Origin of the sequence: Comamonas sp. JUb58 (assembly GCF_004364775.1) — a bacterium.
Taxonomy (GTDB): Bacteria; Pseudomonadota; Gammaproteobacteria; order Burkholderiales; family Burkholderiaceae_C; genus Comamonas.
On the sequence record NZ_SOAL01000016.1, the window covers coordinates 107398 to 120225 of the forward strand.

At 64.1% G+C, this 12828-nt stretch carries 12 protein-coding genes; 8 read left to right on the top strand and 4 right to left on the bottom strand.

The genetic code is table 11. The features are described 5' to 3' along the window. The first annotated feature begins 137 nt into the window (after positions 1-137). Positions 138-602, top strand: a complete 465-nt coding sequence (locus EDF71_RS17595) for a LapA family protein (RefSeq protein ID WP_133857892.1) — start codon at positions 138-140, stop codon at positions 600-602. A 91-nt stretch (positions 603-693) separates the two neighbouring features. Here EDF71_RS17595 and EDF71_RS17600 read toward each other — a convergent pair whose 3' ends face one another. Beyond that, the gene (locus EDF71_RS17600; protein WP_133857857.1) at positions 694-999 is read right to left on the bottom strand and encodes a c-type cytochrome; all 306 of its coding nucleotides are present in this window, start codon (positions 997-999) and stop codon (positions 694-696) included. A gap of 156 nt (positions 1000-1155) precedes the next feature. Here EDF71_RS17600 and EDF71_RS17605 point away from each other — a divergent pair, with 156 nt between their 5' ends. Continuing rightward, positions 1156-1398, top strand: coding sequence for a TIGR04438 family Trp-rich protein (locus EDF71_RS17605; RefSeq protein ID WP_133857858.1), 243 nt, complete (start codon positions 1156-1158; stop codon positions 1396-1398). A 245-nt stretch (positions 1399-1643) separates the two neighbouring features. Continuing rightward, complete coding sequence (gene ilvD, locus EDF71_RS17610; protein WP_133857859.1) at positions 1644-3509, top strand: dihydroxy-acid dehydratase; 1866 nt, start codon at positions 1644-1646, stop codon at positions 3507-3509. A 112-nt stretch (positions 3510-3621) separates the two neighbouring features. Here ilvD and EDF71_RS17615 read toward each other — a convergent pair whose 3' ends face one another. Beyond that, positions 3622-4629: an NAD(P)-dependent alcohol dehydrogenase gene (locus tag EDF71_RS17615; protein WP_133857860.1), complete on the bottom strand. Its 1008-nt coding sequence runs from the start codon at positions 4627-4629 to the stop codon at positions 3622-3624. Between the two features lie 188 nt (positions 4630-4817). Between EDF71_RS17615 and EDF71_RS17620 the strand changes: the two genes are divergently transcribed. The 5 genes from EDF71_RS17620 (at position 4818) to EDF71_RS17640 (ending at position 10430) form a co-directional block, all read left to right on the top strand. After that, positions 4818-5186: a helix-turn-helix domain-containing protein gene (locus EDF71_RS17620; RefSeq protein ID WP_166656573.1), complete on the top strand. Its 369-nt coding sequence runs from the start codon at positions 4818-4820 to the stop codon at positions 5184-5186. A 58-nt stretch (positions 5187-5244) separates the two neighbouring features. Next, positions 5245-6264, top strand: coding sequence for a tripartite tricarboxylate transporter substrate binding protein (locus EDF71_RS17625; protein ID WP_133857861.1), 1020 nt, complete (start codon positions 5245-5247; stop codon positions 6262-6264). A gap of 333 nt (positions 6265-6597) precedes the next feature. Continuing rightward, the gene (locus EDF71_RS17630) at positions 6598-6804 is read left to right on the top strand and encodes a hypothetical protein (protein ID WP_133857862.1); all 207 of its coding nucleotides are present in this window, start codon (positions 6598-6600) and stop codon (positions 6802-6804) included. Between the two features lie 121 nt (positions 6805-6925). After that, on the top strand, positions 6926-9673 hold the full coding sequence (mgtA, locus tag EDF71_RS17635; RefSeq protein ID WP_133857863.1) for a magnesium-translocating P-type ATPase: 2748 nt from the start codon (positions 6926-6928) through the stop codon (positions 9671-9673). Positions 9674-9710: 37 nt separating this feature from the next. Beyond that, positions 9711-10430: an MgtC/SapB family protein gene (locus EDF71_RS17640; protein WP_133857864.1), complete on the top strand. Its 720-nt coding sequence runs from the start codon at positions 9711-9713 to the stop codon at positions 10428-10430. A 64-nt stretch (positions 10431-10494) separates the two neighbouring features. Here EDF71_RS17640 and EDF71_RS17645 read toward each other — a convergent pair whose 3' ends face one another. Both EDF71_RS17645 and EDF71_RS17650 read right to left on the bottom strand, forming a co-directional pair. Next, positions 10495-11190 carry a response regulator gene (locus tag EDF71_RS17645; RefSeq protein ID WP_133857865.1) on the bottom strand — a complete coding sequence of 232 codons (696 nt, stop codon included), beginning with the start codon at positions 11188-11190 and terminating at the stop codon, positions 10495-10497. Further along, positions 11187-12725 (bottom strand): ATP-binding protein, encoded by a 1539-nt coding sequence (locus tag EDF71_RS17650; RefSeq protein WP_243854345.1) that lies wholly within the window; start codon positions 12723-12725, stop codon positions 11187-11189. Before EDF71_RS17650 ends, EDF71_RS17645 begins: the two co-directional genes overlap by 4 nt. Positions 12726-12828 lie beyond the last annotated feature (103 nt).

Genomic DNA, 12828 nt, shown 5'->3' on the forward strand with positions numbered 1-12828 from the left:
GCGCTGGGGCATCCCAGCGCGCGAAGTTGTTGTTAAAGCTGGAAAAGCGCTGGGAAAGTGCCAGCATTGGCTGACAAGCCATGGCGCATGGACCGTGCTATGGTCTATGCGTTCTATCCATGCCATCAAATTCCACTATGCGCAGCATTCTTCTTCTCATCATCGCCGTGCTCATCGGCGGCCTGGCGGCCCTCAACTGGGAGGTGCTGTCCACCCCCTCTGAAGTCAACCTGGGCCTCAGCACCATCCATGCCCCGCTGGGCGTGCTGATGCTGGCACTGACGGTGCTGCTCTGCGTGATCTTTATCGCCTATGTGCTGTCGCTGCAAGGCTCGGTGATGCTGGAGGCGCGCCGCCACAACAAGGAGATGACGGCGCAGCGCGAGCTGGCTGACAAGGCCGAGGCATCGCGCTTTACCGAGCTGCGCCAGGTGCTGGAGAGCCAGCATGCTGCGGGCCAATCTGCCTTGCTGGCCCGCCTGGCAGAGCTGGAAGCCCATCTGGTCGCCCGCGCCCAGGAGTCGGACAACAGCAATGCCGCCTATATGGGCCAGATTGAAGACCGCATGCGCCAGGTCGAGCCACCGCGCAATACCTTCTAAACCGCTGCAGCCCACCGCAAAAAAGCCACCTTGCAAGGTGGCTTTTTGTTGGCATGGGCCTGTGGGGCCCGACCTGCATGCGACGCGTGGCTTACTTGAGGGTCAGCACCCAGGCTGCCAGTTTCTTGGCATCGGCTTCGCTGACCTGGGTGTTGGCGGGCATGGGCACGGGGCCCCAGACGCCAGCGCTGCCCTTGATGATCTTCTGGGCCAGCATGTCGGCGGCGCCAGGCTGGCCTGCAAACTTGGCGCCAATATCTTTGAATGCGGGGCCCACCACTTTCTTGTCGACCGAATGGCAAGCCATGCAGTTCTTGGATTGGGCCAATGCCTGATCAGCCCACGCAGGTGCGCTGGCCGACAAGGCCAGTGCCGTGGCAATCAGAATACGGTTCATCGTGTCTTCTCCTTAGCGCATGAGGTACATTAATTCTAATGGCTCGCTGCAAGCGCAGATTCTTTGGACTGCGCGGCGGCCATGATGTTCCGCAACCGAGAACACTTTACGAGCCCGATACCCAAGTGGCCAAGCGAGCGAGAAGAGGGAGAGACCATGTATTTTCTGATCCTGGGGATCATTCTGTTGTTGTTGAAGTACCTGGAAATCGGCCCGGTCGCGGCCTGGTCCTGGCTGACCGTGCTGGCGCCCTTTGGTCTGGCGGCGCTGTGGTGGGCCTGGGCCGACTGGTCGGGTTACACCAAGCGCAAGGCGATGGAGCAGGAAGATCTGAAAAAGCAGCGCCGCCTGCAGAAGTCCAAGGAAGCGCTGGGCCAATCGGCCCGCCGACGCCGCTAAGGCAGCCGCCGCCGCGCAGCAACCGCCTGGGGGCGGTTTTTTTCCGTCCGCCCGCTGTCCCTACCGCCTTTACTGGCTGGAACCCGAGTGTCTCCGTCATTTGCCCAGCTGCGCCATAATCAGCGCTCACATCGGCGTGCACTCAAGAGGTTCTCGCCAACTTGCCCGCTGGCCCTGGCGTATATCCAGGCCCGCACTATGCAAGACAGGCCGCATTCTTATTGTTTACTGATTCGTACACCACGATGCCCGCATACCGTTCCAAAACCTCTACCGCCGGTCGCAACATGGCTGGTGCCCGCTCCTTGTGGCGCGCCACCGGCATGAAAGACGACGATTTCTCCAAGCCCATCATTGCGGTGGTGAACTCCTTTACCCAGTTCGTTCCAGGCCATGTGCACCTGAAGGACCTGGGCCAGCTCGTAGCCCGCGAGATCGAGGCTGCAGGTGGCGTTGCCAAGGAGTTCAACACCATTGCCGTCGATGACGGCATTGCGATGGGCCACGACGGCATGCTGTACTCGCTGCCCAGTCGCGAAGTGATTGCCGATTCGGTTGAATACATGGTCAACGCGCACTGCGCCGATGCCATGGTCTGCATCTCCAACTGCGACAAGATCACCCCCGGCATGCTGATGGCCGCGATGCGCCTCAACATCCCCGTGGTGTTTGTCTCGGGCGGCCCGATGGAAGCTGGCAAGGTGCGCCTGGCCGTGCCTGCTGCTGACGGCAGCAAGACCATCCAGATCAAGAAGCTCGACCTGGTCGATGCCATGGTGATGGCCGCTGACAGCAATGTCAGCGATGCCGATGTGGCCGAAGTCGAGCGCTCGGCCTGCCCGACCTGCGGCTCCTGCTCGGGCATGTTCACCGCCAACTCGATGAACTGCCTGGCCGAAGCGCTGGGCCTGGCCCTGCCAGGCAATGGCACCGTGGTAGCGACCCACTCGGACCGCCAGCAGCTGTTCAAGCGCGCAGGCCGCCTGATTGTGGACCTGGCCAAGCGCTACTACGAGCAAGACGAAGCCACCCTGCTGCCGCGCGCCGTGGGCATCAAGGCCTTCGAGAACGCGATGACGCTGGACATTGCGATGGGCGGCTCGACCAACACCATCCTGCACTTGTTGGCGATCGCGCAAGAGGCGGAGATCGACTTCACGATGACCGACATCGACCGCATGTCGCGCACCGTGCCGCAGCTGTGCAAGGTGGCGCCCAATACCAACAAGTACCACATCGAAGACGTGCACCGCGCAGGCGGCATCATGGCCATCCTGGGTGAGCTGGACCGCGCCGGCAAGCTGCACACCGATGCACCCACCGTGCATGCCAAGACCATGAAGGACGCGCTGGACCAGTGGGACATCGTGCGTACCGAAGACGAGGCCGTGCGCACCTTCTACATGGCAGGCCCTGCCGGCATCCCCACCCAGGTGGCCTTCAGCCAAAGCACGCGCTGGCCCAGCCTGGATCTGGACCGCGCCGAAGGCTGCATCCGTTCCTACGAACACGCCTTCTCCAAGGAAGGCGGCCTGGCCGTGCTGCGCGGCAATATCGCGCTGGACGGCTGTGTGGTCAAGACCGCCGGTGTCGATGACTCGATCCTAATGTTCGAAGGTTCGGCCCATGTGGTCGAGTCGCAGGACGAGGCCGTGGAAAACATCCTGAGCGACAAGGTCAAGGCCGGTGATGTCGTGATCGTGCGTTACGAAGGCCCCAAGGGCGGCCCCGGCATGCAGGAAATGCTCTACCCGACCAGCTACATCAAGTCCAAGGGCCTGGGCAAGTCCTGCGCACTGCTGACCGATGGCCGTTTCTCGGGTGGTACCTCGGGTCTGTCCATCGGCCACTGCTCGCCAGAGGCAGCTGCCGGCGGCGCCATTGGCCTGGTGCAGAACGGTGACCGCATCCTGATCGACATCCCCAACCGCACCATCAATGCGCTGGTGAGCGACGAGGAATTTGCCAAGCGCCGCGAGGCACAAAATGCGCTGGGCTGGAAGCCTGCCAAGCCGCGTCCACGCAAGGTGTCCACCGCTTTGAAGGCCTACGCCAAGCTGGTGACCTCGGCCGACAAGGGTGCAGTGCGCGATATTTCGCTGTTGGACTGATCGTCTGCCGCCCAACGAACAACCGCCCCAGGCGCAAGCCCGGGGCGGTTTTTTCATGGGGCGATTGGCGGCAATGGGGCAGACGGCAGAGCGCTTGCGCTGCCGTGGCCGCTTACCAGCTCAGGCAGATCTTGCCAAAGTGCTGCGCGCTGATCTGGTGCGTAAAGGCATCGGCGATTTTCTCCAGCGGGTAGCTGCTGTCGATCACCGGGCGCAGCGGCAGTTGGTCCAGCGCGCGCACCAGGTCTTGTTGCTGCTCGCGGCTGCCGACGATCAGGCCTTGCAGGGTTTGCTGCTTACGCATCAGCTCCAGGGTGGGCACATCGCCGGCAAAGCCGGTCAGCACGCCGATCAGCGCGATATGGCCGCCCACGGCGCAGGCGCGGATGGACTGGGGTAGGGTGCCGGGGCCTCCCACTTCCACGACGATATCGGCACCGCGACCGCCGGTGGCTTGCAGCACCGCATCGCCCCATTCGGGCTGGTCGCGGTAGTTGATGACGGTGTCGGCACCCATGGCGCGCAGGCGCTCTGCCTTGGCGGCACTGGAGGTGGTGGCAATCACCTTGGCGCCCATCGCTTTGGCCAGTTGCAAGGCAAAGATGGACACCCCGCCGGTGCCCAGCACCAGCACGGTTTGCCCGGCTTCGATGCGGCCATCGACGACCAGGGCGCGCCAGGCGGTCAGGCCGGCGGTGGTCAGGGTGGCTGCTTCTTCATGCGTATAGCCTTTGGGCGCATGGGTAAAGGCCGTGGCGGCCATCGTGACCTGCTCGCGCGCAAATCCATCGATTCCATCGCCAGGCACGGTGGCAAAGGTAGAGGGCACTAGCTTGCCCGATAGCCACAGCGGGAAAAAGCAGGAGACTACGGCGTCGCCCACGGCGAACTCGCTCACCCCTTCACCGACTGCCGTCACCACGCCGGCGCCATCGGCCATCGGGATGCGGCCATCGGCTGTGGCCGAGCGGCCGGCGGCAATGGCTAGGTCGTGGTAATTGAGCGAGCTGGCGTGCAGGCGCACCTGGATCTCTCCGGCGCGCGGTGCTGCGGGGGCTGGCAGATCGACCAGCTGCAGGCGGTCCAGGCCGCCGGGGGCCGCAAGTTGTATGGCTTTCATGGCGTTTCTCTTTCCTTGGTTGGCATCACAAAGGCTGCAGGCTGCAGCCACCCGGCCATCATGCAAGCGCTAGCCTCGGAAAGCCAGAACCGACATATTTGTGGTCTAGTATTAAAAATGTAAGCAATGCATGGGCATTGGCTTGGCGCTAGGATGGGGCGTTTGTCGTCTGCCGGGGAGCCAGGGATATGAAGCGTTTGAACAGCAAAAGTGGTTGCGCGGTGGAGGTCACCTTGTCGGTGATGGGTGGCACCTGGAAGCCGATTGTGCTTTTCCACTTGATGCATGGCACCAAGCGTTTCAGCGCGCTGGCGCGTGCGATCCCCAATGTCACCCAGCGCATGCTGACCTTGCAGCTGCGCGAGCTGGAAGAGGCTGGCATTGTTGCGCGCACCGTCTATGCCGAGGTGCCCCCGCGCGTGGACTACGCACTGACCGAGCTGGGGCGTAGCCTGGAGCCAGTGCTGATTGCGATGCGCGACTGGGGCATGGACTACGCCCAGAGCCAGGGGCTGCAGGATGACGGGCAGGGCGTACAGGCCAGCTGCGCTGCTTAGTGCAAGTTTCCCGCGCAGGAGGATAATTCTGGTCTCTGCGTTTTAGTCGCCGCCTGCCATGATCTCCCGCTTTTCCACCCTGCGCCCCTTTGCGCTGCTGCTTGCTCTGGTCTGCCTGGGTCTGGCAGGGGCTGGCCATGCGCAGGCGCAGGCGCAGGCACAAGAGCGGCGTCCGTATCCGAGCCAGCCCATCAAGCTGGTGGTGCCCTTTGCACCCGGTGGCTCGACCGACATCGTGGCCCGCTTGATAGCAGATGCGATGCGCGAGCCGCTGGGCCAGCCGGTGGTGGTGGAGAACAAGGCAGGGGCCGCAGGCTTGATCGGGGCCGAGGCAGTGGCCCGTGCCCAGCCCGACGGCTACACCATTGGCGTGGGCACGATCAGCACCCTGGCCGTCAATACCGTGATGCTCAAGTCGGTGCGCCGCGATCCGCTTGAAGAGCTGGCGCCGGTCATCGCGCTGGCGCAGATACCGTCGGTGTTCTCCGCCCATCCCAGCCTGGGCGTGACGGATCTGCAAGGCCTGGTGGCTACCTTGCGCGCCAAGCCCGACCACTACACGATTGGATCGGCCGGTGTGGGCTCCATCGGCCACCTGATTGCCGAGGCGATGAACGAGGCGCTGGGCGTGCGCCTGCGCCACATTCCCTACAAGGGCCAGGGCCCCGTCATCAACAGTGCGCTGTCGGGCGAGACCCAGGTGCTGAGTGACCAGTACCCCTCGTCCAGCAGCCTGGTGCAGTCCGGGCGGCTGCTGCCTTTTGCGGTGGCCGCGCCCCAGCGGCTGCCAGCGCTGCCGCAGGTGCCTACCTTGGCCGAGGCAGGCTACCCGGCCCTCAACCGCCTGGCCATCACCTGGTTTGGCGTGGTGGCACCGGCGGGCACGCCGCCAGCGGTCATCGATGCCCTCAACCACGCAGCCCGCGATGCCTTGCGCCAACCCGCTGTGCAGGCGCGCCTGGACCAGCTCGGTGTGGTGCCCATGGGTGGCAGCCCGCAACAGTTTGCAGTGCTGATCAGCGATACACGCAGCCAGATCCAGCAGCTGATGCAGCAGCGCAAGCTGGTGCTGGACTGAGCCTTCTGAAAAGCGCAGGTAAAGAGCGCGTTGTTCTTTCTCAACCACTGGTGCTTTTGTGGGCCTTGATCTACAATCCGGCCAGCTTTTTTATCAGGAGAAACCCTGTGGACTTACCGAGTTGTTGGCCAACGGCCAACCGACCACAGGCAAGGTAATCGCAAACGCCCCAGCTTTGCGCGCTGCCTTGCCCAACCAGGCGGGCAGCTGTGAGGCGCCGTAGTTTCTGTCAGTTAGACCTACGCCCCTACTGCATCCCATTTTGATCTTCCAGTCTTGCCCCGTGGCGAGCGCCGTTCGAGTGCGCCGCCCCGCCGGGTGTGGGAGCTTTTCATGCCACTGCGTATGTCTTCGCTGGCCTCCTTGCGCGCACCGCGACGCCAGGCTGCGCCATGGGCTGTTACGCCTTGCTGCGGCCTGGGCTCGGCCCGCCGCATGCCTCACCAGCTCGCGACCCTGCTGCGCCGCCGTGCCCCCATGGGCAAGGCGGCTGCGCAGTCCTGCTCGGCGTCGGCTGCATTGGACCCCTTCAGTCGCTGATCTTTCTTCTCTGTGATGTGCATGTGGGCGGCCGCGCTACCGCGGCGCCTACCTGCACGCCTGTATGGATTGCAGACGCCATGCGGCGCGGCGCAGCCGTGCCCTGGCTGGGAGATTGGTCATGTTGAACCTGCTGAAGAATGGATTCGTCAACTTTCTGCGCTCGCGCCACTGGGGCGTGCATTTCCGCCGCTTGCCCATGTTTGAGCAACTGGCCCACACGCCGGTGGACGCCGGCATTTCCAAGGCCATGGGAGAGCGGCTGCGCAACGCCGCCCATGCCGCTGAACCCGCATTGCTGGAAAGCCTGAACACCAGCCGCCAGGGCCTGGACGATGCGCAGGTGCAGCAAGCCCGTGCGCAAGCGGGCTGGAACACCATCTCGCAGGACAAGCCCATGTCCCGCACCGAGCACCTGTGGCTGTGCTTTCGCACGCCGTTCAATCTGTTGCTGACGGTGCTGGCTGCCGTCTCGTGGCTGACGGCCGATGTCAAGGCCACGGTGGTGATTGGCAGCATGGTGGCGCTGGCCACCGGCCTGCGCTTTTGGCAGGAAGGCCGCGCCAACAAGGCCGCTGCTGGCCTGCAGGCCATGGTCTCCAACACCGCCGCCGTACTGCGCCGCAGCGCTCAGGATGAGGAGGGGCGCGACCTGGATGCGCCGCCCTCGCGCCTGTCTGCACTGCAGGCCATGCGCGAGCTGCCCGTGCGCGAGCTGGTGCCAGGCGACATCATCCAGCTGGCGGCCGGTGACATGGTGCCCGCCGACTGCCGCCTGCTGACCTCCAAGGACCTCTTCCTGGCCCAGTCGGCGATGACCGGTGAATCCATGCCCGTGGAGAAATTTGCCCAGCTGCCCGACGATGCCCAGCACAACCCCGTTGAGCTGCGCAACCTGGTGTTCATGGGCACGAACGTGGTCTCGGGTGCCGGCCTGGCAGTGGTGTTGACCACTGGCAACCAGAGCTACCTCGGTGCGCTGGCCGGCAAGGTCTCGGCGATGGACCGCAGCCCCACCGCGTTCCAGATGGGCGTCAACAAGGTCAGCTGGGTGCTGATCCGTTTCATGCTGGTGATGGTGCCGCTGGTCTTGCTGATCAATGGCCTGACCAAGGGCGACTGGACCGAGGCCCTGCTGTTCGCGCTGTCGGTGGCCGTGGGCCTGACGCCTGAGATGCTGCCGATGATCGTGACTGCGACCCTGGCCAAGGGCGCGGTGTTCCTGTCGCGCAAGAAAGTGATCGTCAAGCACCTGGATGCCATCCAGAACTTTGGCGCGATGGATGTGCTGTGCACCGACAAGACGGGCACCTTGACCGAGGACCGGATCTCGGTCGAGCGCCACCTCGATGCCTGGGGCGATGTCTCGCAGCATGTGCTGGACATGGCCTACCTGAACAGCTACTACCAGACCGGCCTCAAGAGCCTGCTCGATGTGGCGGTGCTCGCCCATGCCGAGCGTGCCCAGCTGGTCGATGCCTATGCCAAGGTCGATGAAGTGCCGTTTGACTTTGTGCGCCGGCGCATGTCGGTGGTGGTGAGTGACGCTGCTGGCGTCGGCAAGATCATCACCAAGGGTGCGGTCGAGGAAATCCTGCAGGTGAGCAGCACGGTGCAAGCGGCCGGTGGTGAGCTGGAACTCGATGCAGGCTTGCGCAAGCGCATTGTCGCAACCGCCGAGGCGCTCAATGCCCAGGGGCTGCGCGTGGTGGCCGTGGCCACACGCGATACCCAGGCGGGCCAAGACAACTTTGGCGTGGCCGATGAGGCCGGCATGATGCTCTGCGGCTTTCTGGCCTTTATCGATCCGCCCAAGGAGAGCGCTGCGCCCGCGCTGCAGGCGCTGGCACGCCATGGCGTGCAGACCAAGGTGCTGACTGGCGACAACGCCGCCGTCACCGCCAAGGTCTGCCAGCAAGTGGGCATCACCGAGCAGCACATCGTGCTGGGTGGCGATATCGAGCAGATGGACGACCAGCGCCTGGCCCAGGTGGTGGAAGAAGGCAATATCTTTGCCAAGCTGAGCCCTGCACACAAGGAACGCATCGTGCGCATGCTCAAGGCCAATGGCCATGTGGTGGGCTTCATGGGCGACGGCATCAACGATGCGGCCGCGCTGCGCACGGCCGATATCGGCATCTCGGTGGACACAGCCGTCGATGTGGCCAAGGAGGCGGCCGACATCATCTTGCTGGACAAGAGCCTGATGGTGCTGGACCAGGGCGTGCAGGAAGGGCGCCGCACCTTTGCCAACATGCTCAAGTACATCAAGATGACGGCGAGCTCGAACTTTGGCAATGTGTTCTCGGTGTTGATTGCCAGTGCCTTCATCCCCTTCCTGCCCATGCTGCCGATGCAGCTGCTGGTGCAGAACCTGGTCTATGACTTCTCGCAGTCGGCGATCCCGTTTGACCATGTGGACCCCGAGCTGCTGACCCAGCCCCAGCGCTGGAACCCCGCCGATGTGGGCCGCTTCATGCTGTTCTTCGGCCCCATCAGCTCGATCTTCGACATCACCACCTTTGTCGTGATGTGGAAGGTGTTCGGCGCCAACACGCCTGAGCGCCAGGCGCTGTTCCAGTCCGGCTGGTTTGTCGTGGGCCTGCTCACCCAGTCGCTGATCGTGCACATGATCCGCACCATGCGCATTCCGTTCATCCAGAGCCGCGCTGCCTGGCCGGTGAGTGTGATGACCTTGGTAGTTGTCGCTATCGGCATCTACCTGCCCATGGGCGCGCTGGCCCCTTATTTCAAGCTGGAGCCCCTGCCTGGCCTGTACTTTGTGTTCCTGGTGGCTGTGTTGCTGGCCTACATGGGTCTTACGCAAGTCATGAAAAAGTGGTACATCCGTCGCTACGGCTGGCAATAAGCGCCATTAAAAATAATCGTTTGCTAAGGAGGGCGCCATGCTCGAAGCGCTGAACTACACACAACTGAATTCGCTGGTGAACACGGCCATCAGCCTGGTGACCGCCTTTGTGCTGGGCGCCGTCATCGGCCTGGAGCGCCAATACCGCCAGCGCACCGCTGGTCTGCGCACCAATGTACTGGTCGCCGTGGGCGCGGCCATCTTTGTCGACAGTGCCAATACCATTGCCGGCCCTGATGGGGCCGTGCGTGTGATGGCCTATGTGGTCTCGGGGATCGGCTTCCTGGGTGCCGGCGTCATCATGCGCGAAGAGGGCAATGTGCGTGGCCTGAACACCGCCGCCACCTTGTGGGGCTCGGCAGCGGTGGGTGCGGCAGCGGGCGCTGACCTGATCGTGCAGGCCGCCCTGGGCACCGTGCTGGTGTTGGCGGCCAATACCTTGCTGCGGCCGCTTGTCAATGCCATCAACCGCAAGCCGCTGGATGTGGCTTCTACCGAAATGACCAATGCAGTGTTTGTGGTGGCCGAGCGCCTGCACCAGCGGTTGGCGCTGGCCATGCTGCAGGATGTGCTGGAGCGCGGCGGCTACCCGCCTGGCGACATCGACATCAAGCCCTTTGGCGAGGCCGAGGTGGTCATCGAAGCGACCTTGGCAGCCCAGTCGGTGGAAGGCGAAGAGCTGGATGCGATGGTTCATCTGCTGGCGGCCAAGCCCGGGGTACGCCAGGCGTTCTGGAGCCCCAGCACGCGGGATTGATGAGAGCGCCTCGGCAGGTGCTCAGGCCGCTCAGACCGCTGCAGCGCGGTGTCCGGCGGCTTGCTCAGTCTTCAAAGGCAAAGCCGACGCCATAGATCGAGCGGATGCAGTCCGCATCGTCGCCCATCACCGTGCGCAGCTTCTTGCGCAGGTTCTTGATATGGCTGTCGACGGCGCGGTCGCTCACCTCCAGCGCATCGGCATAGGCCAGGTCCAGCAACTGGCTGCGGGGGTAGATCTTGCCGGGGTGGCGCTGCAGGATGTGCAGCAGGGCAAACTCGCGCCGTGTCAGGCCCAGGTCCTGGCCGCGCCAGCTGGCCTGGCTCGTGGTCTCGTCCAACTGCCAGTCGCTGGCAGCCTGGCTGGCTGCCGCGCCCGGGGCGGGTGGTGCATGGCGGCGCAGGATCACCTTGACGCGGGCAATCAGCTCGCGCGGGGAGAAGGGCTTGCAGATGTAGTCATCGGCGCCCATCTCCAGACCCACCAGGCGATCGACTTCCTCGACCTTTGCGGTCAGGCAGATGACGGGGCAGATCTGGCGGGCGCGGCATTCGCGCAGAATGCTCAGACCATCGGTGCCGGGCAGCATCAGATCAAGAATGGCCAGCTGCGGCGCGCGGGCGCGCAGTGCGGCCATGGCCTGGCTGCCATCGGCAAAATGCTCGACTTCATAGCCTGCGTGGTGCAGGTAATCGATGACGACCGAGGCGATATCGGCCTCGTCTTCGGCATACAGAATGCGGGGTTTGACGGTGTTCATGCAACAGGGTCTATCAAGGGCAGGATCAAGGTAAGGCGCAGTCCGCCCAGTGACGAGATGGAAGCCTGCAATTGTCCTCCATGGGCTTGCACAATGCTTTTGCAGATCGCCAGTCCCAGGCCCGAGCCGCCGCTGGCGCGGCTGCGCGAGGTCTCTACGCGGTAAAAACGTTCAAAAATGCGGGGCAGTTCCGCCGGCGGAACCGAGGGGCTGCTGTCGTCGAGGTGCAGCTCCAGCCAGCGCTGGCCGGACGCAGGCACCGGCCCATGCAGGCTGGCGCTGATGCTGACCCGGCCGGGCGCATCGGTGTAGCGCAGGCTGTTTTCCAGAATATTGCTCAGCACCTGGTGCAGTTGCTGGGCATTGCCCTGCACCCAGGCCGGCGGCAGCGCGCCCAGCAGCTCTTGTGCCGTGGGCAGGCCAATGCCCGCCTGGCCAAAGCGGACCTGCACGGCTTCCACCGCCTCAATGGTCAGGGCCCGCATGTCCAGCGGACGTGCCGTGGCGGGCAGGTGGGCGGTCAGCTGCAGTGCGGGCGCGGCCTCCGGTGCGTGCACGACCAGCGCGGTGGGGATGGTGGCGCGCATATCGCTGACCAGCTGGGTCAGGCGCAGAATCTGGCGGTGCAGGCGCGCAGCAGTCTGCGCATCAAAGCTGCGGATGCCATCTTGCACGGCTTCTATCTCGGCCCGCACTGCGGCCAGCGGCGTGCGCAACTCATGGGCCACCTGGGTCAGCCATTCATGCTGCTGGGCCTGGGCGGCCGAAAGCTGCTCGGCCATGTGGTTGTAGCGGTCGGCCAGCTCCACCAGCTCATCATGGCCGGCCACTGCAATGCGGTAGTCGAGCTGGCCGCTGGCAAAGGCTTTGGCGCCTTCGCTCAAAGCCTCAATCGGGCGAATCCAGCGCCGGCTCAGCCACCAGGACAGTGCGCCGGCCAGCAGCAAACCCAGTAGGCCGGAGATGCCCAGGAACACCAGATGCTCCTTCAAAAAGGCATTGTCGATCTGGTTTTTCAGGTCCTCGGGCTGGTTCAGGGTCAGGGTGCCGATCAGCGTATGCTGGCTGTCGAACAGCGGGTTCTTGGCGCTGCCCGGCGTGGGCGATACACCGGCGATCAGCTTGCCCTGGTTGTCGAGCAGGCCCAGGCGCTGCGACAGCGGGTGGCGCTCGATGGGGCGTAACTGTGGGGTGATCGCCGGGCCAACGGTGGCGCGGCGTGGTACCTCGGATTCCGCAGGGGGCGACACGGGCACGGCCGCCTGGCTGCCAAAGCGGGTCAGCGCATTCCAGCGCTCGGAGGTCAGCGAGGCCCAATGCGGGTCCTTGGCATATTCGCGCCGCAGCTGGCTTTCCAGGTATTCCAGGCGCCCCAGTTCAATCTGCGCGACATAGCCGCCCAGACCCCGCTGCAGGCTCCAGTACGAAAAGCCAAAAAACCCCAGCAGCAGGCCCAGCAGCAGCAGCACCATGGCCAGCAACACCCGCGTTTGCAGACGGGTAAAGCGAAACAGCTGGAGGCGGGGCTTGGTCACAGAGGGCGGGTGGGGCAAAGGAAGAGGATGGGGACAACGGCAAAAACGGGCAGACGCAATGCCTGCCCGGCTATTCTCTTACACAGTGCGTGGGTGTGTAAAA